Here is a 22,033-nt window from a genome sequence, read left to right on the forward strand (position 1 = left end):
AGTTCAGCGGTCTTGAGGAGTTGGCCACCCTCACGGCAGCGAGTCCACGTGCTCGTCATAATTCGCCGAAAAGGAGGGCGGCTTGCCCAGTGAACCGGCAGGCCGTCGCGCGTCGGGCCTAGCTGCTTGCGATATCCTCCACGGCGCCATCGACGTTTCGAGATTTGGCTGTGATGCCTGCAATCCTTTCAACCGCTGCGGCAACCCATTGAGCGTCTCCGAGTTTTTCTGCGCGTCCGCACTTCACCACTTGCGCGAAAAACGCTTCGGCCAGACGGATTTCACGGCTGTCGTATTTTGTGGCGGCGCGTGTGAAATGCGCATTCCAGTCCTCATAGGGACTTCGCAGTGTCGCAGTGAAGTACGCCCCTCCTCCACCGTGACGGGAGCTCCCCGTGAGGGAGAGAACCAGATCCGTGATCCGTGCGAGTGTTCTGGAGTTTCCCAGCTGGCTGGCCTGGATCGAAAGGTCGAGGTTCATGAACCGCGACCACGGGATCGTCTCGGCCCGCACCCCCTGGACCCAGTAGCTGAGTCCTTGCCGATCGAGCTTGAAATACTTGCTCTTGGGGGCGGTCGAGTCACCGACGATCCACTCGCCTGAGACAAACTCCAGGGGGCCCAGGTTGGGGATGGTCATCGATCGCCGATCCATTGCCATGCGGCACTCCAGGCCGCGTGATGTCCTCGAAGTGTACGCCCCGATGCAGTTCTCCACCCGACGTTGTGGGGTAATCCGTGCGCATAGCCCGCGAAGCTGGAAATACCCGACCGATGCCTGACTGCCCAGCGATGTACTCTCCGGGCACCATGCCACAGGCCGCGCCAGAATCGCCCGTCCAGGTCGTAGCGGTTGAGGGGGTCGCCTCCGCAGCATTCGTACGCGTTGGCGCTGCCGCCGGGTACGGGGTCGACGGACAGGAAGCGTCCCGTGGCGCGGCCGTAGAGGCGCACACCCATGAGGGTGGCTCCGGTGACCGTCTCGCTGGAACGCTGCTTGCCGCCGAGCCAGCCGTAGCGGACGGAGGAGGTGTCGCCTTCTGCGTTGGCGTACTCGTCATGGGCGAGTGCGATCGGCGCCTGGCTGGTGTCCAGGGGCAGCTGCACGCTCACGTCGCCGTGGATGTCGGTGAGCTGGAGGACGGTGCTGCCCGTGGCGCTGGTGACGGCGTCGAGGTCGCCGCTGATGCCCTGGACGTTGCGGGTGATGGTGCTGCTGGTCCCCTGGATCCAGTCGGGGCTGTCGCTGTCGGAGCCGTAGTGGTTGGTCTTGGCTGCGGTCTGGGTCCAGGTGCCGCTGCTGTTGGTTTCGGTGGTCCAGGCGGCGAGGCGGCTGGTCGCGTCCGGGTTCCAGGTCTGCCGGCTGGTGCCGGAGGTCTGCTGGCGGACGAGGTCGTTGGCGTAGTAGCCGATCGTCGCACCGGACGCCTGGGTCGTGGTGCGGCCGAATGCGTCGTACACCGTGCCGCTGGTGGTCAGCCGGTCTGCGCTGTCGTAGGTGTACGACGTGGTGGTGGCACCGGTCGACGTGCAGGCCGCGCCGACTTCGCTGGTGGCGGTGCGGTTGGTGTTGTTGTCGAAGGTGTAGTCGCGGCGGGTGCAGGCCCCGTTCGGGTCGGTGTCGTCCGCCCGGGTGAGGCGGCCGGCTGCGTCGCCGGCACGGCGGCGGCTACCGCGGCTGACGAGACTGCGGGTGCCATCACTCGGTGACACCGGCCCGGCCCCCTCGGCACCCGCACAGGTGGTGTGCCCCCGCTGTTCTGCCTGCGGGGGCGTACCACCGCCTTCCGTGGCCACGCCCTCTTTCGGGCTCCGGCCCGTCGCCCTTCCTTGCCGCCCGCGCAACCACCTCATAGCGCAAGGTCGGAACGTTCGGCGCGTGTCACGAGAGCGAGCCGAGCGGCCCCCGAGCGTTCATCTTGATTGCGGATGCACTTGATGACCCGCCATCGTTCGAGATGTCGGCGTCGGCTGAACCAGCGTTCGGCCGTCGTCGAGAGCGTCCCAAAGGGGCATCGTCAGTCGCATCGAGCGAGCGGTGACACAGCGTGAGCTGGCATGGCCGGCGATTGCTGATGGCGCTACTGAAGAAATGCCGCGGAGCTGAGACGCGGGCATACAGACATGCGCTGGGACAGGTCAGAGACCCGCTGGTCAGCGCGATGCGTCATGACACGGAGATTGAGAACCTACAGGTGTGTAGGGTCTCAGATTTCGTGGCCAAATCTCACGAGCGATGGCCAAGCGATGGCATATCTGACACGAATCTGAGACTGGCAGGTCAAGCCCCCCACTCGTATGGGTGATTGGGCTCTGATGCTGGTGCCCTGGTAGAAGCCCGCTGCCACCGTGGGCTCACAGGGCATCGCTCGTGGGCTTGGGAGTGTGCGGTGGGGGAGATCGCCGCGACGGTGAGAGGAAACACCCATCCAAGCCGTGAGACAGCGGGAAGCTGCTCAGCGCCTCGTCTCGTACCTGGTCAGGACCACGCCGCCGGGAAACGTCCGCGTCTCCACCAGGTTCAGGTTCACCCAGCTGTCCAGCGCGGTGAAGAACGGCGTGCCGCCGCCCACCAGGACCGGATGGGCGGCGATCGCGTACTCGTCGATCAGCCCGGCGCGCATGGCCGCCCCGGCGAGCGTTGCGCCGCCGATGTTCATTGGGCCGCCGTCCTCGGCCTTGAGCCGGGTGATCTCGGCGATCGCGTCGCCGGTGACCAGGCGGGTGTTCCAGTCGACCTTGTCGATCGTCGAGGAGAACACCACCTTCGGGGTGTCCCGCCAGTTCCGCGCGAACTCGATCTCCGCCGGGGTAGCGTTGGGCTGCTGGTCGCCGGTCGGCCAGTAGGAGCTCATCGTCTCCCATAGCTTGCGCCCATACAGCGACAGGCCACTCGCCTGCTCGTGGTCGAGCCACCACTGGAACAGCTCGTGGCTCGGCGGTCCGCTCCAGCCGATGTCGTCGCCGGCCGCGGCGATGTAGCCGTCCAGGGTCAGGTTCATGTCGTAGATCAGTTTCCGCATGGCCCAGCCTTCCGTCCGTGGGTGTCCGGCGTATAGACCAGTGCGGCGCGGGAAACTCATCGGTGCGCGATCTGGGCTCGTCGGTAGTCCTCGTGCTCGGGGCTCAGCGTGGTGTACTGGGCCGACACGGGCAAGCCGCCTGATCTCGACCTCGCCCTCGCGAAGAATGCCACGGATTTGAGACTGATCATGGGTGACAAGGCCGTGAGACAGCCAAGAACGCCCAGGTCACGCAAGATCGACATGTCACGAGCGGCGAGACCCTACACTCGATCGGCGCGCTGGGCGGCGCCGCCCTGGCCGCCGCCACCGTCGGCACAGCCCACAGCGCTCTGTTCCTGACGGTTGCGACCTGGGACTGGCACCCCTTCGACGGTGAGCAGTCGGGCACTGCGGCCTGGCCGCTGGCGTTGCTCTCCCGCCGTGGTGAGTCGACACCGAAGGGAGCCGCAGCGGTCGCCCATGCGACGGCAGTCGGCAGCCACGCGGACGAACTGGAGCGGTGGAGCAAACTCACTCCCGTGCGACCAGCCGCCCATCAGCAGTAGCCTCGCGGGACCGAACAAGACCAGGTGATAGGCGCTGCCAGCTTGCGGCGCAGCCGGTCGCGCAGGGCCTGGAAGACGCACGCTTCTGTAGGAGGACTTGAACGCCTCTCGCTTGGAGCGGGCGAAGGCGGCGTTCGTCGCCTTCATCTCGGCGACCAAGTCCTTGAGCGTCTTCTCCTCGCCGGCCGCAGGATAGACCACCTCGCGCACCGACCCTTCGGGGGCGCTGAGGGAGGCAGCGGCGATCTTCCCGAGGAGTCCGGGCTTGCCGCGGATCTTGGTGAACTCGGCGACGAACGCCTCGGTCACCGATTCCACATCGTCTTCGTCCTCCGCGTTCGCCTCACCCTGGGCGGGGCCGTCGGCGGTCAGGTCGGCGAAGACCAGCGCGTCCAGGCGACGGGTGCAGTTCTTTGCCCGTGCCAGGCGGGCGGTGACCTCGGCGACGGCGCGTGCGTCGGCCTGGTGCAGCGCGGAACGGATGACCGTGTCGTTCTGGGCCGCGGTCGGCGGCTCGATCAGATCCTCGCGCATCTGCCTCAGCAGCTCGGCGCGCACTTGCTCCTCGCGGCGTTCGTCGTGCCAGATCACGTCCACCAGCTGCGAGACGAGCTTGACCAGGTCGGTCTTGGTGCACTCGTGCCAGCCGGTCAGATCCCGCAGCTCGCTGCGGTGCCGCTTCGCAGCGCGGGAGCTGAAGTCGTAGAAGGCCAGTTCGGACGCGGCGACGCCGACCTGCTTGGCGACGTGCTCGACCGCGTCGGGCGGCAGCTCCAGGCGCATCCGGGGAAACCGGCCGCGCCAGGTCAGGAACTTGAGCTGAACGGCGAAGCCCAGCCTCGTGGCACCGGTCTTGTTCCGTAACCAGCCCGCCTCGTCGCCGGACAGGGTGAAGTGGTCCACCACGCCGTCCAGCCCCAGATCCCGCCCCACTGCCCGGCCCCTTCCGCACGCCCTCGTGACCAGTGTTCGGGCTGGACGGTAGAGGCGCCGCCGTACGGCGGGCACGGGTATCGGCAATGTGCCCTGGCGGGGCGGCCCGAGCTTATAGAAGAACCGGCTTCTGCGCCGCAGAGCTCTCCTCGTCTCGGGTGCGCGAACTGCCAGGGAGCCCCGGCCGGCGCGTTGGACCGGCAGCCTCCGCGCCGTCCCCGTACGGATGGTCTCGCCCCCTGGCGCTGGTCCTCGCTCTCGCGGGCCTGCTCGCGGTCATGTCCTCCCGGTGGCTCGGTGTACCAAGGCGGGCGGGAGGTTCGCCCACACCGCCTTTGAGCGTTCCAGCCGGTCGAAGCGGCTGGCCAGTTCGGCGGTGAAGTGGCGGGCGGGTGGGGTCCAGGCCGCGTGCAGATAGGCGAAGGTGGTGAACCGGCCGCCGGGTGTGAGGACTTCGGTCACGGCGTCCAGGATGTGTCCGCGCTGGTCCTGCGGCATGACCGTCCACGGCAACCCGGAGACCACCGCGTCGACCGGTTCGCCCACCGCGGCGGCCAGCCCAACTGCTGAACCCTGGACCACGGTCAGCCGGCTGTCGCGCCGGGTGGCCGACAGCCGGGCGGCGAGCACGGGGTTGAGCTCGACGGAGACGAGCCGTGCGTCGGGTGCGAGCCGGGCGAGGATCGCGTCGGTGAACACTCCGGTCCCCGGGCCGAGTTCGGCGACGAGCCGGGCCCGTTCCAGGCCGATGCCCTCGGTCATCGCGTATGCCAGTCGTCGTGAACTGGCCGCCACGGCTCCGGTCATGAGGGGCCGTCTGAGGAACTCGGTGGTGATCGACATGGCGGCCATGGTGGAAGCGCCCTGGGTGGCCGCACGTCGTATCCCCGGCCGGTGTCCGTACGACTGCGGGAGGACCCCGTGACGCCCGGCAGGACGATGCCGGGGAGCGGGTCCCGGCCGTAGCGTGAGGCGGTGCAACGGCTGATCGAGACCCTGCCCCGCCTGCGGCGCGAACATCCGTGGCTGGCGGACGTCCTGCTGCTCGTACTGGTGGCCGTGCCCCCGGTGATCCGTCCGCAGCCGGGCTGGCGGCCCGTCTGGGTACAGGCGGTCGTGTACGCCGCCCTGGTGCTGCCCCTGCTGTGGCGCCGCCGGCGGCCGGTCCTCGTCGCGGCCCTGGTGACGGCCGCGTTCTGGGCGCAGTACCTCGGACAGGTGTGGGGACAGGAACCGGGACGCGGCGCCGTCGCCCTGGCCGCGGCCCTGGCCACCCTCACGGTACGCGGCCTGCGCCTCGCCGCCGCGGCGACGGTGCTCTGTGCCGTCGGCTGCGTCGTGCTGTGGATTCCCGACTGGCAGCGGGACTACGGGGGCCCGGGCGCCCGCGGTGCCTGGCTCACGCCGCTGGCGGTGGGGCTCCTGCTGGCCGGGGCCTGGGTGTTCGGCGAATACGTCCGTGCCCGGCGCGCCTATATCGCCGAGTTCGAACGCAGGGCCGCGCTCGCCGAGTCGGAACGCCTCGCCCTGGCCCGGGTCGCCGTCGCCGAAGAACGGGCCCGCATCGCCCGCGAGATCCACGACGTCCTCGCGCACAGTGTGAGCGTGATGGTGCTGAACGCCGAGGGTGGCAGGCTGATGCGGCACGCCGACCCCACGGTCGTCGACCGCACCCTCGGCGTCATCAGCGCGACCGGCCGTGAGGCCCTGGACGAACTGCGCCGGCTGCTGGAGGTACTGCGCACCCCCGACACGGACGCCCCAGCCGGCGACCCCGGCCCCGACAGCGGTGGGACCGGCGAGTCCCTCTCGGCTGATCTCCGGCGGCTGGTCGGCCGCCTCAACACGAGTGGCACGCGCGCCCGGCTGGACCTTCGCGGAGAGCGTGGCGGCCTTCCGGCGGACCTCACCGCGCAGACGTACCGCATCGTGCAGGAGGCGCTCACCAACGTCGTCAAGCACGCACCGCCGGACGCCACGATCCACGTACGGGTCGACACCGGTACTCAGGGGCCGGGGCGGCAGGTCCGCGTCCGGGTGGAGAACTCGGCCGGAGCCGGAAGGGGAGCAGCCTCGGAGCACCTCACCCCGCCGCTCCTCTCCGGTCACGGACTCACCGGCATGCGCGAACGCACCGCCCTGTACGGAGGGAGCGTCGACGCCGGACCCACACCCGACGGCGGCTACCGGGTCACCGCCACCCTGCGCCCCGAAGCCGAGCCCACCACGGCGGCCCCATGACCGGCCCGGCCCCCACCTCGGCTCCCACCCCGTCATCGTCCCGCGTGCTGATCTGCGACGACCAGGAGCTGATCCGGATGGGACTGCGCATGGTCATCGACAGCCAGCCCGACCTCAACGTGGTGGGCGAGGCCGCCGACGGGCACGCGGCGATCAGAGGCGTGGCCGCCCTGGGGCCGGACCTCGTTCTGATGGACGTACGCATGCCCGGTCTGGACGGGCTCGCCGCGACCGAACACCTCTGCTCGCAGCCGCATGGACCCCGGATCCTCGTCGTCACCACCTTCGACCTCGACGAGTACGCCTACGCTGCCCTGCGTGCCGGCGCGAACGGCTTCCTCGTCAAGGACGCCCCCGCCGAGGAGATCCTGGTCACCGTCCGCGCGGCGCTGCGGGGCGAGGTCATGGTGGCGCCCTCACTCACCCGGCGCCTGGTCGAACGCTTCGTCCTGCAAGCCCCCGCGTCCGTGCCCGCCCAGCGCAGCCGCCTGGCCGCGCTCACCGACCGGGAACGGGAAGTCCTCACCCTGGTCGCCCGGGGGCTGGCCAACGGCGAGATCGCCGAGCGCCTTTTCGTCGGAGAGACGACCGTCAAGACCCACCTCGGCCGCATCCTGACCAAACTCGGCCTCCGCGACCGTATCCACGCGGTGATCTTCGCCTACGAGAGCGGGCTGATACGGGCCGGGGACTGAACAGCGACGGGCGCAGCGCCAGGCTGCCCGCATCGCCGTGGACTAGCTGCGGTGGGTCCCGCGTTCCTGCCCCGCGCCGGCATCCAGCGGCCGACGGATGCGCTCGTACTCGGCGGCCGTCTGCGGTGTGGCGAGGATGTCGTCGAGGTCGGCGGAGACCTCGTGGTCGATGTCCTCGATGGAACGGATGGCGAGTTCGTAGACCTCGCCGCGCCGGTTCTGCTCCAGGTAGCTCTTCCAGTGCGCCAACGCGCTGATGGCGGTGAGGACTCCGGGGTCCAGACCGTTATCGACCAGGATGCCGTCATGGATCGTCGCAAGCGCGTCGTGCAGCTCGGCGGCGCTGATCGTCAGTACGTTCGCGCAGGCGGTGGCCAGTGCCGCCCGGGCCGTTTCGGTGAGTTCGTCCTCGGCCACACCGCAGAGCAGCTCCGGCCGCACCAGACGAGTGACCGTCTCCTCGCCGAAGGCACGAACGCCGCTCTCGGTGGCCCCGACGACCAGCCGGAGAACGTCCGCCTCAAGCTGGGGTGCCGGTAAGAACGCTGTCACCGATCCTGCTGGCTTAGGACTCGCAGAGAATCAACGTGTTGCTTCCCGTGATTCGGCTCGTTGTTGTGATGTGAGCGTCTCCGTTGAAGTTCGTGGTCAACTCGCTGTGAAGTTCTGGGTGTTGTTCCCTCATCTTGACGAGCGGCAGCGGCGGTTGCTGAAGAGGGCCGAGGCCCGGATCCTGGGGCATGGTGGGATCCGGGCGGTCGCGCACGCGGCCGGGGTCAGCGAGACGACGGTCCGTAAGGGCGTGGACGAGCTGGAAGCCGGCGAAGAGCCTCTGGGCCGGGTACGCAGGCCCGGTGGTGGCCGCAAGAGAGCCGTGGTCCTTGGCCGTGGTTTGCGGCCTGTGCTGCTTGCGCTGGTGGAACCTGATGAGCGGGGCGATCCGATGTCGCCGCTGCGCTGGACGGTGAAGTCGACCAGGAGCCTCGCGGTCGAACTCACCCGCCAGGGGCACAGGGTGAGCGCGGACACGGTCGGGGATGTGCTGCGTGAGGAAGGCTTCAGTCTGCAGGCCGGCGCCAAGACCATCGAGGGCAAGCAGCATCCGGACCGTGACGCCCAGTTCCGCTGCGTCAACGAGCGGGCCAGGCAGCACATGGATACCGGTCAGCCGGTGATCGGCGTGAACGCGAAGACGAAGGAGCTCGTCGGCGACTACAAGAACGCGGGCCGCCAGTGGCGGCCGGTTTGGCGAACGCTGTGCCGGTCTTGTCTGCGGGGAAGTCCAGCAGGCAGACGGCGTCCCGGGCGAGAATCTGAGTCGAGTCGCCGGCGACAGGAGTGCCCTTGTGCTGCCACCGGATGCATCCGAGGCGCAGGCACGCGATCTCGTTGCTGCGCTGACCGGCAAACAGCCAGGTCGATGTGATGGCTCGGACCAGTTCCACGGGATAGACGAGGCCGGCTTTGCCGCGCGGGATGTCGCCTGCCTCCAGGTTGAGCCCGGCCCACAGCAGCTTGGCCCAGATATCGTCAGCGATCACGCGGGGGCGCGGGCCGATCAGCGCGTTGATGCTGTGCGGCAGGCCGAGAGCACGTTGGGGATCGAACCTGCGGGGCAGCCACTCCCATTCCTGGATGTCCCTGAAGAAGACCCTGACTGCGCGCACGAGGTCGGCCTTCGATCCGGCCTGGATCGGCTGGCCGACCCGCCCTTGGAGACTGCTGGCGCGCAGCACATAGTCGCCGACCTTCATGCGGTCGACGGCCGCGATCCAGGCCGCGCACGTCTGCCGGGTCCAGGCGGCGGGATCATCGGCACCCGGCTGTTCCGCAGCGATCCACCGGCCGGCCTTCAGCAGCGCGGCCCGGCTGTGCAGACGGTGCCGGTGCGTCAAGGCCGTCGTGGACGTCCACCGCTCCACCCACTCGGCCCACACCGGCGAGACCCCGGCGTGGCCGACTACTTCCGATGTGGAGCGCAACGCCGGTGCCTCGCAGAAGCCGAGTTCGGCAACGGCCCGCTGCACCGCGAACAGGACTTTCGTACCGCCGAAGGCGAGGAGATCCTCCCTCCCTACACGGTCGAAGAACGCAGTGGTGAGATCGCTGCTGTGGGGGCTGCGGTTGAGCAGGAAGAGCCGGCTCATCACCGAGGGCACGCCTTTGTCGTGCCCCTGCCCATACTGGTGGCCCCAGCCGGTCAGCACAGTACGAACCCGCCGGATCTCCTCTTCGACCAGTTGCTGCCCGAAGACGCGGCAGGCCAGCGTCAGGCGGTTGAAGTGGCCCAGCCGGTTGAAGCCGGCAAAGCCGCCCAGGTGGTAGGCGTGCCCGCACAGGAACGGCCGCACCGCACCCTCGGCCCAGTCGGACACCTGCTCCCGGAATGCCTGGTGGTTGCGCCCGAGAAGGTCCAGCCACTCCTGGGCGGTCCAGTCCCAGTACACGCGGCCTACATCCGCGCACCGCAGAATGAGAACGGCGACGGCGTCGCTCATGGCGCGCTGCATGCGCATGGTGGGCGTCGTGTCGAAGCTGGCGTTGACCTCCTGCGGAGGCTGTACGAGACGGTTGATGGCAGCCCACTGAGAGGCATCGGGGTCGTGATGGCGCAGTCGGCGCAGGTTCCGCAAGCCCAGCTCACGGATGGCAAGCTGCTCTTCCACCGACAGCGCGGGCGAGCGGTCACCGCGGCTCAGGCCGAGCGAGGAGTGCCAGCGCTCGTTCGTTTCCTCAGGCAGGGAAGCGGTCGTCATCGCGCTCCTCCTATCGCGGCCTGCGCCATGTCGGCTTCGGCGAGCATCTGGACCCGCCAGGAGTGAAGGTGATCCATCCCGCTCTTCAGCTTCTCAACGAGATCACGGCCGGAGAGATGGATGTACTGCAAGGTCGTGTCGGTGTGACGATGGCCGGCGAACGTCGCGATGGCGTGCAACTCCCAGCCCATGCGCGCCAAGTCGGTCAGGCACAGATGGCGGATCGTATGGGTAGGAAACCGCTCGACACCGGCCGCCAGCGCGAGACGCCTGACCACCTTTGACCACGTCCACAGGCTCAACGTCTGGCCGTGATTGCGCCGGGACTCCGACTGGAACAGCGGCCCACGGGCCCGACTGATCGTTGCGCAATGCACGAGGTACTGAGTCAGCAGCACCCCCGTCGGGGCGGAATACGGCCCCACACGTTCGGGCCGGTTCTTCGTCGTGATCGAACATAGTTTTGATTCTTGTGGCCGTGCACGCTAGTTGGCCCCGATGGACAACTCCGACGCTCAGAACCGCGACCTCCGACGATGCTGGCATCCAAGCCCCTCTGTGCCCTTGCCGGTGCTGGCGAGCGGACCGGGTTCAAAGACGTTCGAGCGCCCCAACGAGGTGCAGGTTCTGAAGGCTCGGGCGGTTGAGGCCCGGCGTGGGAGAGCTCTGGGTGCGGGTGAGGGCTGCGAGGGCCTGGAGGTCGGCGTGGCGGACGAAGGCGTACTGGACGGTTTGGGGGCAGCGGGATGCGGCGAGCGGGATGTCGATCAAGCCGTGGCAGACGTTGTTGTCCAGGTTCATGTCGCGGTCGGGGTCGACGAGAGGGGCGGGCGCTGATCACGCGCCGCTACTGACCATCTTGTTTCTGTGTCCGCTGTGGGCCCCGCTCCCGGGTGAAGCGGGGCCCACGGCTGTTCAGCGGCGTATCTGACTGATGATCGTCGGATCGGTGATCTCCGTGTCCTTGGCGAGCATCAACGCCTTGCTGAGCACGACGGCCAAGGTGCGGTCGCCCTCGAAGGGCAGATAGCCGGTCTGCGCGGCGGGTCCTGCGGACGGCTTGGGGACGATGCAGAGGTACTCGTCGTTCGGCGTCATCAGGATGTTGCCCGAGCCGAGATGGATCTTGTACGTCCGTAGTTCGCCCTTGACATGCAGGAACCGGCCCTCGATCGTGCACCGCCCGGCGATCGCGAGCCGCGGCACCAAGAGCTCAAGAAGGGCGCGACGGGTCTCGGCGCTCTGGTTCAGCTCGCCGAAGCCGTATGACGTCCAGTACTCGCGGAACCGGCCGCCGGGCCCGCCGTCCTGCCACGTCGGGTCGTTGCCGACGCTGGCCACGCCGACGAACAGGTCCACGTCCCGCAGAACTTCGGAGAGGACAAGCGGCGGGATCTCGGTGAGCGGGAGCGGCTCAACCGGCTCCGCGCCGTCGCGCAGCCACATGCGGTACTCGCCGCCGCAGCAGTGCGCCGAGTTCTCCGGTGCGCCGATCGGGTAGAAGCGCACCTGGTCGGTACGCAGCCGCAGGTAGCTGCCCGACTCGGTGGTGTCGAGGCCGTACTCCTCGCCCTCGCCCTCGATCCAGTACTCGGCGCGCAGACCCCACTGCGGGAGTTCACGGGTGGCGGGTGGCGCCGTGTCGTCGACGCAGAGCCGCAGTTTGTTGCGCCAGCCGCGGATCGCGGCGAGAGAGTGGAACTGGTGCTGGCGGACGATGTGCGCCGCGAATCGGTTCGAGTAGGTGCCCGTCGTCCGTTCGGCGTCGGTCAGCAGATACACCTCGCGGTGGGCCTGCTTGAAGGGCTGGGTGATCGCGTGCCGCTCCAGCCAGTCCCGCCAGGCGACCACCTCGGCGGGCTCGCGGCCGACGGGGTGCCAGAGGGTGACCTCGGTGCCGTGCTCGACCGTGTCGTCGGCGAGGGTGCGCAGGGCGCCGTCGGCGAAGCCGACCGGGGTGCCGTCCACCGTCCACAGCAGGCGGCGGGCGAGGCTGCCGACGAGGGGGTGGTCGAGGTAGCGGTCGCGCCAGGCGGCGTAGGACCACGTGCGCAAGGCGAGGAACTGCCGGTCCAGACGCTCGGTCTGGGCGCCGAGCATCTTGTCGATGTCCTTGACGGCGGCCTTGAGCTCCTTCAGTTCCTCGGGATGGTCGCGCCGGACCGCGGCAGGGACGGACTTGACCTCTTTGCCGGTGGCGGAGCGCCAGCGCAGGACGGCTTTGGCGCCCTGGATCTCCAGCAGGGCGGTGGTGTCGCCGAGCTGTGTCGCGCAGCGGCCGACCTCGGTCAGCCCGTAGGCGGGCACGGCCAGTTCCTCGATCTCCTCCCGGCTGAGGCCGAGGGCTTCCGCGCGAGTGTCGAGGGCGGTGTTGAGCAGCTTGAGGGTGCCCTTGTAGGTGGTGCGGGTGGCGAGCCGGGCCAGCTCGGCGAGTGCCGCCTCGCTGTCGATACGGGCGAGGGCCGTGACCGAGGCATTGGCGACCTTGGGGTTCACGGGCCCGAGGCCGGGGACCTTCTTCAGGGAGGTCTCGACGAGCGCGCCGAGAGCGCGGGCCGTGTCCGGGTGAGCGGGCAGCAGGGCGAGGATCCAGGCAAGGCCGCGCAGGGCGTTGGCGTTGTACGGGTCGAAGGCGAGGTTTGTGTCGGGCCCGGACCGCACGGTGGTGAACGCGAAGGTGCGGGGGCGGCCGACGAGCGGCAGCCAGCCGAGCACCGCCGCACGCACGGCGTCGGTGCCGAGGGTTTCGATGAGGGTGAGCGCGGCCTTGTCCCACTTGGCCGTGGGTTTGGCCGACGTCGCGGTGGTGGCGTGGACGAGCAAGGCCAGCCAGGGCTCCTCGGCGGCCTCCTTCATGGCCTGCTCGGCCCACGCCTCTCCCACGTTCAGCACGGGTTCCGTCAGCTTCCTGGCCAAGGCCGTCATCTCCGTCTGGCGGTACGCCTCCAGAGCGGACCGCCGCAGGAATGCCACGACGGGTGCCGACAAGGGCCGGCCGGCGGCCAGTTCGTGCTCGGCGGCGAACCGCGCGTTACCGTCCCACCAGATGGAGACCTCGGTGCCGAGCTTCTCCAGCTCGGCGGTCCGCTCGGCCGCGAGCGGATCACCGGGCAGGTCCGCACCCACGGCTTGCAGGAGCCGCAACACCTTCACCTGCGCGCGCTCAGCGGAGCTGAACTTGGCGTACAACCGGCCAAACTCAACCGCGACGTCCGCGCGCACCACGGGATCGAGGCTCTCCAGCAGCTCGACCATCTGGACCCACACATCCCCCCTGAAGGTCGTCCGGGCCGTCGCCACGCACAGTGCCTCGTACGCGAGCGGACCGGCCTCGCGCGCAGCCGCGTGGCCCTGCATCTTGCCCAGCTTGCTCAGCACGTCCACTGTCAGCCACCCACCAGCGGCACAAGCTTCAGGAACGTGACCTCGACGCCGAGCGGCAGCTCTATCTCCTCGTCCGGGTCCGTGACCTGCCGGTCCCCGACAAGCACCAGGAACCCGTTCCCCGCGAACGCGGCCAGCGCGCGCTCCGCCTGGGCCTCCGGGTCGATGCGGCGCGGGGTGCGCAGCGCGTACCCGTTCAGCACGCGCTCCGTGTCCTGCGGCTGCACAAGGCCCTGGAAGACGTGCGCCTCCGCGCGCGCGTTGAACTCCGCAACCTCCTGGAAGACCCGCCGCCGGATCAACTCACGCACCGTGAGTTGATCCTCGGCGATCTCGAGTCCGAAGGCTGCGCCCCTGTCCCCTGATGTCGTCTCGTCGACGAACGTCACCGTTCCCATGGCCGAGGACGCTACCGGGTACCACTGACAACGGCCCCTGACAGCGGCGGCCGGGCCGCATGCGCAACATCGCAGCTCAGCCCATGCGGGGGCTGTCCCGCCGGCCATCCGGAATGCACAGCACAACAAGTCCCATGCGTGCGGCCCCAAGTCCGGCCCACCCAGGGGCTGTACTTGGGGCTGTCCATGCAGTGATCTGCGGGGCGGTGTCGTAGCGGAGACGGCCGAGTTCGACGAGGTCGAAGCGGCGCTCTGTGTGGGTGGGCTCCCACCCGTTCACGCCCCTGACGGCCCCTGGTCCGCAGTCTTCGCGCAGGAGGCCGGAGCCGGGGGTGTCCACGCCGACCAGAACGAGGGTGACGTGCATGCTCATGAACGCGCGGATCAGGTCGAGGGTGTCCTGGTCGTCGGCGCCGTGCATCCGCAGCCGGGTGATGTCGTCCAGGATCAGCACCTTCGTGCCGTAATCGCTGAGGGAAGCGGCGACCTGGCGGATCAGCTCGGGCAGGTCCATCCGGTTGGTCGGCACGTACGTGAGACCGCCTGGACTGAGGACGCCTCCCGTGTGCGCACCGGCACCGCCCCTCGGGCCATGGCCAGCCTGCGCAACCTCGCCATCGGTGCCCTCCGCCTGGCAGGGCACCGGAGTATCGCCGCCGGCCTCCGCCACCACGCGCGCAACGCCACCCGCCCCCTGACCACCCTCGGCATCACGTGATCAAACCGGACAACGCTCCCAACTGACGTCCAGCGCCCTGTGCCGCACGGCGAGGCTGACTGAAATCGTGGATCGCACCCCTAGTTTTGAACGCGTTCAACTCTTTGGTCTAGGCTCACCCGAGACGAAGGAGGGGTAGCCGGTGAAGATTGTGATTCCTGGGGGTACCGGACAGGTCGGCGCGGTCCTGAAGCGCGCACTGGACGCCGCCGGCCACGAGGTCGTGATTCTCACCAGACGCCCCAGGCGCGAGGGCGAGGTCCATTGGGACGGTCAGACCCTGGGGCCATGGACGGCGGCGGTGGACGGCAGCGATGTCGTGATCAATCTGGCCGGACGCACTGTGAGTTGCCGATACACGGCGGCCAATCTGCAGGAAATGATGGACTCCCGGGTCGACTCCACCCGGGTCGTGGGCGCCGCGATCGCGGGCGCTGCCCGACCGCCCCGGGTCTGGCTGCAGATGAGCACCGCCACGGTGTACGCGCACCGCTTCGACGCCCCCAATGACGAGGCCACCGGTGTGATCGGCGGTACCGAACCGGGCGTGCCGGACTACTGGGCGTACAGCGTCGAGATCGCCAAGGCCTGGGAGCAGGCTCAGCAGCAGGCCGAAACGCCGGCCACGCGCAAGGTCGCTCTGCGCTCGGCCATGGTGATGAGCCCGGACCCCGGCGGGGTCTTCGCCGTCCTGCTGGGACTGGCCCGCCTGGGTCTCGGCGGCCCGGTCGCCGGTGGAGCGCAGTACGTGTCGTGGATCCACGAACACGACTTCGTGCGCGCGGTGGAGTTCTTGATCGACCGGGAGGACATCGCAGGGCCGGTGAACCTGGCGGCTCCCCATCCTCTGCCGCAGCGCGCATTCATGCGCACCCTGCGCTCCGCGTGGGGCGTACCGGTGGGTCTCCCTGCGACCAAGTGGATGGCCGAGGTCGGCGCGTTCGCTCTGCGTTCCGACACCGAACTGCTGCTGAAGAGCCGCCGTGTCGTCCCGGGTCGACTGACCCAGACAGGCTTCGACTTTCAGTACGCACAGTGGCCGCAGGCCGCGGATGAGCTGGTGCGTCGGGTGCGCAAACGGGTCGGAGGCGGTTCCGCGGCACGCCGGTGAACGGATCCCGGACGGCGGCCGATCTGGCCGCCCCGTCGGGCCCTGGCCAGCCTGTGCTGCACCGCCCCCACGCACGCAACGCCACCCTCTCCCTGGCCAGCCTCGGCATCACGCGATCAAACCGGACAGACCCACTGAACGACGCCGCCCTGGGTGCTCAGTGACGGTACGCGGCTGTCGCGATCTCGACGAAGGATCGGATCAACGGATTGGTGTCACCTTCGTTCCACACCGCGACCACTCGGCTCGGCGCCATGTCGATCAGCGGTACCACGGCGAGCTCTGCGGGCAGGTCGTGTCCGAGCGGGGCCAGGCCGACCGTGCCGTTCCACAGCACAGCCTGCAGGCATTCCTGGACGGCGCGCACCACTGGGCCCTCGCGCGGCCTGCCACCATTCCAGTACGACTGCCAGATGGGGTCGGTGCCCTGCGGGAACTGGAACCAGCGGCGGCCGCTCAGTTCGGCCAGCCGCAGCCGGTCGCGGCGGGCCAGCGGATCGTCGGCGCGCAGGACCACGCCGACTGGATCGGTCCGCAGCGCACGCACCGTCAGGGCAGTCTCGTCGAACGGCGCCCGGGTCAGGGCGATGTCGACCAGTCCGGCGCGCAGCCCGCAGGTCAGGTCGGTGTCGCGGATGCAGATGTCGATGCCGGGGTGGTGTCGGCGGTAGGCGGCGGCCAGCCTGGACACTCCCGGGTCGGTGCCGTCGCCCAGGATGCCGACAGTGATGGTCGCGACGCCGGCCGCCGCGCTCACGCGTACACGGACGCGGTCGGCGTGGTCGAGCAGGGCCCGCGCCTCGTCGAGCAGCACCGTGCCCACCGAAGTGAGCGTGACGCCGGTGGGCGAGCGGGCGAAGAGCAGGGCCCCGACATCGGCCTCCAACTGCTTGATCGCCCGGCTCAGCGGCGGCTGACTCATGTGCAGTCGGGTGGCGGCCCGGCCGAAATGGAGTTCCTCGGCGACCGCCACGAAGTAGCGCAAGGTTCGTAGCTCCACGCTGCAACGATACCCACGGGGTATCAGCGCTGCGGGATGGGTCTTGGACACTGGCGGGGTCCCGGCGGTGCACTCGTGAGCATGACCGAAGAAGCGAAAACCAGCGAGCCGCAGGCCGACCCCGCCGTATCGGTGGTGGGTCCCGGCGACGGCGAGACGATCGTTCTGGGCACCACGCGCATGCGCGTCCTCGAAGACGGCAGCCACACCGGGCACCGCCTCGCGATCGCCGAGTCCGTCCTCGCCCCGCACACCCCCGGACCGCCGCAGCACCGCCACGCCCGACACGACGAGGGCTTCTACATCCTCTCCGGCACCGTGCAATTCACCGTCGGGGACCAGGACTACGACGCCGCCACGGGCACACTCGTGATGATTCCGCCCGGCACCCCGCACACCTTCGCCAACCGGACCGACCAACCCGCCGTCATCCTCAGCACATTCACCCCCGACCTGTACGTGCAGTACTTCCGGGACCTCCAGGAAGTACTCGCCGATGGCCGGCCGCTGACGCCACAGGCCAACATCGACGCGATGAGCCGCTACGCAACCGAGCCCGCCACCGACCTCACCTGAAGCCGACGACACAGCACGTCCCGGCCCGGCCACCCTCCTTTCGACCGGCAGGACGGTAGCGCTGCCGCATTTCGGCGCCCGGGTCCTTCGGACGACGGGCCGGGCCTTCTTCAGGGCTCTTCTGGCCATCGACGCAATCGAGGGCCCCCGTGAACCGGTGGCCCATGAACGGGAACCATGAACATCGCCTATTGGATCACCGCGGGACTGCTCGCGCTCTTCTACTTCTACGCAGGCACGCTGAAGGTGATCCGCAGCCGCGATCAACTCCGACCGATGATGGCCTGGGTCGACCGCATACCCTTGTCTGCCCTCAGGGCGCTGGGGGCGGTCGAACTACTCGGCGCGACCGGCCTGATCCTGCCGCCGCTGACCGGCATCGCTCCCTCGCTGGCGCTGGCCGCGGCCATCGGCTTCGTACTCCTGCAGACCGGCGCGATCGCCGTCCACCTGATTGGCGAAGACCGCCGGATCGCACTCAACGCCTGGCTCACCGTTACCGCGGCCGTGACCATCTGGCTCGCCACCCGGCTGTGATCGAGCGCAGTCCTCGACCGGTGGATGCGACTACAGAGCCGACCGCCCCACGGCCGCTGCCATCTCTCATGAACATCGAACACGCCGCCATCCACGCGCTGCTCGGTGAGGTGTACATCCGCTGTCGCAACTCATGAACAAGGCCACACTCGGCTCCCGCGCTGGGCGAGTGTGGCACTACTCAGTGGTGTCGAGGTGGGTTCGGCGGTCCTGAACGAGCCGCGACAATTGGACGCTCAACATGGCGGCCGCGACGCAGTACTTCGAACGCGAGACACACCTCCACGTGCCCCGCAGCACGTGGAAAGCGTTATCACCGACGACGGCCTCGAAGTACCCATCAATCTAGGCGTATGGACCAACAATCAGCGGGCGCGGGCCGCAAGCTTCATGCCCGAGCGCCTCGAACAGCTATCCGCCCTCGGCGTGCGCTGGTCGAGGAGCCGGTCGCCCACCGTACGGCAATCGAGTGAAGCGTCGCCCCTATTTCCGAATGTGAAGCTGTCGTCAATCAGGGCCCCTCCTCCCTCTTATATGCGTCAGGGTTACCTCCCCCCAACGCATGCAAGGACGGATCAACGTGCACCATCTCGCCCCGTGCGTGATTCTGGTGTTCAGTCTTCTGGCGCACAGACCGACGATCGAACACTGGGTCCGCGACCGCTCCCGCCAGCGGCTGAACTGCGCCGTCTTGCAGGAACTCGCCCGCACTGGCGGCACGGTCCGGGAAGAACACCGCTCACGCGGCAACACCGTGGTGTGGGAAGTGGAACTGCCGCCCAACCGGCCTGCCTCTGCACCGCGTCCGCAGACCGCTCGCGGAGAACGGGAGCACCGGCCACGGCCGACGACTTGCCGCACCGGCGCCACGAGGCCGCCGAGGAGCCGCGCCAGCGCCAGCGAACCGGGCAGGGGCCGGTGATCGAAGAAGGTTCACCCTGGGTGGACAGTACTGGATCCAAGCACCTGTTCGATCAATTCTTCAATGAATTCCATGACGAGGCCGTAGGGTTCGTAACCTCTGTAGCGTCGGACTTGGATGTCGCGGACATCGTCCAGCAAGTATTCGCGGAGATGTTGAGGAAGTGGCACACGATCCAGAATCCTCGCGCATATCTCTACGCCGCCCTCAAAAACGAAACTTCAAATCGGCGCAAAAAGCTGGCAAGGGATTTCCACTACAGCAGGCTTTACGTGGCCTCCCAGCCCCCTCTCCCTCACCCGGATCCCGCAGACCTCGTCCAGTCCGACAGCGAGTTCACAGAGACACTCACCGCAGTGCGGCAACTCCCTGAGCGCATGCGCGACATCGTCCTGTTGAAGATCTACGAATACAAGAACGACGAGATCGCCGACATCCTCGGAATCAGTCGCAGCACAGTATCCACCCAACTGACCAGGGCCAATAGGCGGCTCCGAAAGATCCTCGGGAACCGCACACCACAGCGGCGGTACATGCAGGGGGACCGATGACTGAGCATGCGCACGACGCACAGCCCGACGAGCAGTTGGACCCCTTCGTCGCAGGCCGACTGGCAGCGGCCCAGGCATACTTGCGCGCCAACTCGCCGCTGCTCACCCCCGAGGCCCGGGCATCGATGCTCCAAAGGATCAAGCAGCAGGCGGCTGCGGAAGAAGAAGCCGTTTCAACGCTGGTGTCTGCTACGCCTGCAACGATTCCCGCCGGCCATCGGTCCCTGGCCACCGGGCTGCTGCTCGTTGAGGCGACCGGCTCTCTCCTGACAAGGCAAGACCCTCGCCGGGCTCAGGCCTTCGCTGATGCCCTCGAGTGCGAAGACGCCCAGGTAGGTGCCAACGAGCAGGTCGGTGGGACCCGCGCCACAGACCGGCGTGCGGATCCGGAGCAGGGCAGGATCCTTGCCCTGGCGGACGCCCTGCAGGACGTGCCGCGACCGGCGCTGGATCCCGAGACGAGGACCGTTCAGCGCGCCCAGTTGATCGCAGCCATGGAGGCTGCCCTCGCCGACGGCACGTTGACAATTCCCCTAGAGAGCGACGGCAATCGGGGCACGCGCCGCACTGGCGACCACGGTCTTCGCAAGGCAAGGCCGCGCTCCGCGTGGTCGCGCAGGCTCGCTGCCGGCGGCCTCACGGTCGGGGTGGCGGCCGGTGCCTTCGGCGGGGCCGCCGCCGCGAGCAGCGATGCGCTGCCCGGCGACTCCCTCTACGGCCTCAAGCGGGGTATGGAGGACTTGCGTCTCGACCTTGCCGACGACGACGCCAGCCGCGGCACCATCTATCTCGACCTCGCCTCCACCCGGCTCCAGGAAGCCCGCCGCCTCATGGAACGCGGCAGCAGCGGCGAACTCGACGACGAGTCTGTGGGAGAGATCCGCCGGGCCCTGTCCGGCATGCAGCAGGAGGCCTCCGAGGGCCACCGCCTGCTCGCCGTCGCCCACCGCAAGGACGGCTCGCTGCAGCCGATCGAGACTCTCTCCGCGTTCTCCAACAGCCATCGCAAGGGCTGGACGGAGCTGCGCGACCGGCTCCCCTCCCGACTCGACGACGTCGGCAACAACGTCACCTCTGTCTTCGATGCTATTGAGCAGGAAGTGGCGCCGTTGCAGAAGCTGCTGCCGCCCTCCGGTGGCTCCGCTCTTGGTGACGGACGCAGCCGCAACGCTGGCACGCGCCCCACCGGCGGCACCCGGGAAGCCGTATCCCCTGCTGAACGCTCCACGGACCCCGACGACATGTCTCTCCCGCCCTTGCTCCCCGGCCCTCTTCCCCGCCCCAACCTCGAGTCGGACGACGGCAGCCACAAATGAAGCCTGGGGCCAGGCCGTCACCGCGCCCGGCCCCAGGTTCGTCATCGCCGGGTTCCCGAGATAAGTCGTGATAGTCGAGCCTGCAGAGCTTCGAGCGCACGGTCCCCTTCGGCCTGTGCTGCTACACCATCGCCGTCGTCTGGTACGCACAGCACGGACACCATCCCCATGACGCAGCCGAGCGGCGCGAACGGGCCACGTGGTACGCCGCGAAGACCCAGCCGTCACTGTCGGACATGCTCGCCAAGCTCCGCCGGGTGGTGATGGCGGCCCGATTTATGCCCACCACCGCCGGTCAGCCGACGGATGCCGAAATCCGTGCCGTCCACCAGGCATGGGCCGCAGCCAGCGGATGCCTGCCGTGACGATCAGTCAGAACGACGAAAGCCTGCCGGGAAAGCCGAGCTCGGCTACCTGTTCCTGCCACAGGCGTGGGGACACGGGTACGCCGCGGAGGCGTGCGCAGCGGCACTCGACTGGTTCGTCGGCGCGCTTCCCGGCGAACCAGTGGTGCTGGCCACCCAGACCGCCAACGTCCGCTCGATGCGCCTCGCGGCGAAGCTGGGGTTCATCGAGGTGGAGCGGTTCGATGCCTATGGAGCCGAGCAGTGGTTCGGCATGTGGTCCCCGGTCACATCGTCCGATCGAGCTCGTACTCGACAGCTGGGAGTTGCCGAAGCACTGCCGTTCTCGTGGACGAAGCCAGGCGGGCTTGCGGGTTATGCAGGCGCTTGAAGGACTGGTGCGAAGGCGCGTTGTTCGTCGAAGGGCTGTCGGGTCTGGAGGCAGTGGTGGAGCTGGCCGAGGAATCGGTTCAGCAAGTGGTGTTGAGCGGCAGCGTGCCAGTCTCCGTGCTCGCGGCGGTGCCGGTAGTGGGCGTTGGCTCCGGGCGAGGTAGTGAGGGCGGCAAAGGCCCAGAGGAACCCGGCGTTCATGAGGCGGTTGTTCTTGATGAAGCGGCGTCCGACGAAGTGCTTCTTGCCAGAGGCCCGGGTGATCGGCGCGGAGCCGGCGTAGGACTTCAGGGCCCTGGCGTCGGCGAACCGGGCCCGGTCGTCGCCGATTTCGGCAAGAACACGGGTTCCGAGCAGGGGGCCCAGTCCAGGGAAGCTGAGCAGGATCTCGCTGTCGGCGTGCTGGCGAAAGGCGGATTCGACCGTCTCCGCGAGGTTGTCCGCGGCCTGGCAGGCGGCGTCCAGCTGCCTGAGCAGCGCCAGGAGCTGATGTGCGCGGTGCCGTCAGCGTCGGCGACGTACACCACGGTCTCGCCGTTCAGTGCCGTCGCGTCCGGCAGCTGGCTGCTCCCGGATTCGATCTCCGGGAA

21 protein-coding genes and 3 pseudogenes are annotated in these 22,033 nt (G+C 68.5%); 10 read left to right on the top strand and 14 right to left on the bottom strand.

The features are described from left to right. Positions 1 to 118: 118 nt before the first annotated feature. The 5 genes from ACIPSA_RS35655 to ACIPSA_RS35675 form a co-directional block, all read right to left on the bottom strand. Positions 119 to 640: a hypothetical protein gene (locus ACIPSA_RS35655; protein ID WP_402642339.1), complete on the bottom strand. Its 522-nt coding sequence runs from the start codon at positions 638 to 640 to the stop codon at positions 119 to 121. Then, positions 637 to 1,713, bottom strand: coding sequence for an RHS repeat-associated core domain-containing protein (locus tag ACIPSA_RS35660; RefSeq protein ID WP_402642341.1), 1,077 nt, complete (start codon positions 1,711 to 1,713; stop codon positions 637 to 639). Before ACIPSA_RS35660 ends, ACIPSA_RS35655 begins: the two co-directional genes overlap by 4 nt. Before the next feature lie 743 nt (positions 1,714 to 2,456). Continuing rightward, complete coding sequence (locus ACIPSA_RS35665) at positions 2,457 to 3,023, bottom strand: dihydrofolate reductase family protein (protein WP_402642344.1); 567 nt, start codon at positions 3,021 to 3,023, stop codon at positions 2,457 to 2,459. Positions 3,024 to 3,286: 263 nt separating this feature from the next. Further along, positions 3,287 to 4,504 carry a DUF4158 domain-containing protein gene (locus ACIPSA_RS35670; protein ID WP_402642346.1) on the bottom strand — a complete coding sequence of 406 codons (1,218 nt, stop codon included), beginning with the start codon at positions 4,502 to 4,504 and terminating at the stop codon, positions 3,287 to 3,289. A 276-nt stretch (positions 4,505 to 4,780) separates the two neighbouring features. After that, positions 4,781 to 5,347, bottom strand: a complete 567-nt coding sequence (locus ACIPSA_RS35675; protein ID WP_402642349.1) for a class I SAM-dependent methyltransferase — start codon at positions 5,345 to 5,347, stop codon at positions 4,781 to 4,783. Positions 5,348 to 5,479: 132 nt separating this feature from the next. On the opposite strand from ACIPSA_RS35675, the gene ACIPSA_RS35680 reads away from it, so the two are divergent. Further along, a complete protein-coding gene (locus ACIPSA_RS35680) occupies positions 5,480 to 6,745 on the top strand; it encodes a sensor histidine kinase (RefSeq protein WP_402642351.1) in 1,266 nt (421 codons plus the stop codon). Continuing rightward, positions 6,742 to 7,440 (top strand): response regulator, encoded by a 699-nt coding sequence (locus ACIPSA_RS35685; protein WP_402642354.1) that lies wholly within the window; start codon positions 6,742 to 6,744, stop codon positions 7,438 to 7,440. Before ACIPSA_RS35680 ends, ACIPSA_RS35685 begins: the two co-directional genes overlap by 4 nt. 42 nt (positions 7,441 to 7,482) lie before the next feature. Here ACIPSA_RS35685 and ACIPSA_RS35690 read toward each other — a convergent pair whose 3' ends face one another. Continuing rightward, positions 7,483 to 7,992, bottom strand: coding sequence for a hypothetical protein (locus ACIPSA_RS35690; protein WP_402642356.1), 510 nt, complete (start codon positions 7,990 to 7,992; stop codon positions 7,483 to 7,485). 106 nt (positions 7,993 to 8,098) lie between these two features. Here ACIPSA_RS35690 and ACIPSA_RS35695 point away from each other — a divergent pair. After that, positions 8,099 to 8,683: pseudogene (locus ACIPSA_RS35695) on the top strand (ISAzo13 family transposase); the annotation flags it as partial. On the opposite strand, the gene ACIPSA_RS35700 reads toward ACIPSA_RS35695, so the two are convergent. The 6 genes from ACIPSA_RS35700 to ACIPSA_RS35725 form a co-directional block, all read right to left on the bottom strand. Continuing rightward, complete coding sequence (locus tag ACIPSA_RS35700) at positions 8,571 to 10,196, bottom strand: hypothetical protein (protein ID WP_402642359.1); 1,626 nt, start codon at positions 10,194 to 10,196, stop codon at positions 8,571 to 8,573. The pseudogene ACIPSA_RS35695 and the gene ACIPSA_RS35700 sit on opposite strands and share 113 nt — an antisense overlap. Beyond that, positions 10,193 to 10,648: a tyrosine-type recombinase/integrase gene (locus tag ACIPSA_RS35705; RefSeq protein ID WP_402642707.1), complete on the bottom strand. Its 456-nt coding sequence runs from the start codon at positions 10,646 to 10,648 to the stop codon at positions 10,193 to 10,195. Before ACIPSA_RS35705 ends, ACIPSA_RS35700 begins: the two co-directional genes overlap by 4 nt. A 139-nt stretch (positions 10,649 to 10,787) precedes the next feature. Further along, positions 10,788 to 10,997, bottom strand: a complete 210-nt coding sequence (locus ACIPSA_RS35710; RefSeq protein WP_402642360.1) for a hypothetical protein — start codon at positions 10,995 to 10,997, stop codon at positions 10,788 to 10,790. 114 nt (positions 10,998 to 11,111) lie between these two features. Beyond that, entirely contained in the window at positions 11,112 to 13,580 is a 2,469-nt protein-coding gene (locus ACIPSA_RS35715) for a DUF4132 domain-containing protein (protein WP_402642362.1), read from the bottom strand. 2 nt (positions 13,581 to 13,582) lie between these two features. Beyond that, the gene (locus ACIPSA_RS35720) at positions 13,583 to 13,978 is read right to left on the bottom strand and encodes a hypothetical protein (RefSeq protein ID WP_402642364.1); all 396 of its coding nucleotides are present in this window, start codon (positions 13,976 to 13,978) and stop codon (positions 13,583 to 13,585) included. Between the two features lie 76 nt (positions 13,979 to 14,054). Next, positions 14,055 to 14,507: a hypothetical protein gene (locus ACIPSA_RS35725; protein WP_402642366.1), complete on the bottom strand. Its 453-nt coding sequence runs from the start codon at positions 14,505 to 14,507 to the stop codon at positions 14,055 to 14,057. A gap of 36 nt (positions 14,508 to 14,543) precedes the next feature. Between ACIPSA_RS35725 and ACIPSA_RS35730 the strand changes: the two genes are divergently transcribed. Beyond that, on the top strand, positions 14,544 to 14,696 hold the full coding sequence (locus tag ACIPSA_RS35730; RefSeq protein WP_402642368.1) for a hypothetical protein: 153 nt from the start codon (positions 14,544 to 14,546) through the stop codon (positions 14,694 to 14,696). A 142-nt stretch (positions 14,697 to 14,838) separates the two neighbouring features. After that, entirely contained in the window at positions 14,839 to 15,807 is a 969-nt protein-coding gene (locus tag ACIPSA_RS35735) for a TIGR01777 family oxidoreductase (RefSeq protein WP_402642369.1), read from the top strand. 157 nt (positions 15,808 to 15,964) lie between these two features. Here the strand turns inward: ACIPSA_RS35735 and ACIPSA_RS35740 are convergent, their stop codons facing one another. After that, positions 15,965 to 16,807 (bottom strand): LysR family transcriptional regulator, encoded by an 843-nt coding sequence (locus tag ACIPSA_RS35740; protein WP_402642372.1) that lies wholly within the window; start codon positions 16,805 to 16,807, stop codon positions 15,965 to 15,967. A gap of 81 nt (positions 16,808 to 16,888) precedes the next feature. Between ACIPSA_RS35740 and ACIPSA_RS35745 the strand changes: the two genes are divergently transcribed. From ACIPSA_RS35745 to ACIPSA_RS35765, 5 genes and pseudogenes are all read left to right on the top strand, one after another. Then, positions 16,889 to 17,383 (top strand): cupin domain-containing protein, encoded by a 495-nt coding sequence (locus tag ACIPSA_RS35745; protein WP_402642375.1) that lies wholly within the window; start codon positions 16,889 to 16,891, stop codon positions 17,381 to 17,383. 177 nt (positions 17,384 to 17,560) lie between these two features. Beyond that, positions 17,561 to 17,920: a DoxX family protein gene (locus tag ACIPSA_RS35750; protein ID WP_402642377.1), complete on the top strand. Its 360-nt coding sequence runs from the start codon at positions 17,561 to 17,563 to the stop codon at positions 17,918 to 17,920. Positions 17,921 to 18,862: 942 nt separating this feature from the next. Beyond that, on the top strand, positions 18,863 to 19,393 hold the full coding sequence (locus ACIPSA_RS35755; RefSeq protein ID WP_402642380.1) for an RNA polymerase sigma factor: 531 nt from the start codon (positions 18,863 to 18,865) through the stop codon (positions 19,391 to 19,393). Next, entirely contained in the window at positions 19,390 to 20,709 is a 1,320-nt protein-coding gene (locus tag ACIPSA_RS35760) for a DUF5667 domain-containing protein (protein WP_402642382.1), read from the top strand. Before ACIPSA_RS35755 ends, ACIPSA_RS35760 begins: the two co-directional genes overlap by 4 nt. A 381-nt stretch (positions 20,710 to 21,090) precedes the next feature. After that, positions 21,091 to 21,351: pseudogene (locus tag ACIPSA_RS35765) on the top strand (GNAT family N-acetyltransferase); the annotation flags it as partial. Positions 21,352 to 21,428: 77 nt separating this feature from the next. Here the strand turns inward: ACIPSA_RS35765 and ACIPSA_RS35770 are convergent. Further along, positions 21,429 to 21,935: pseudogene (locus ACIPSA_RS35770) on the bottom strand (transposase); the annotation flags it as partial. Positions 21,936 to 22,033 lie beyond the last annotated feature (98 nt).

Origin of the sequence: Streptomyces sp. NPDC086549 (assembly GCF_044746205.1) — a bacterium.
Classification (GTDB): domain Bacteria; phylum Actinomycetota; class Actinomycetes; order Streptomycetales; family Streptomycetaceae; genus Streptomyces.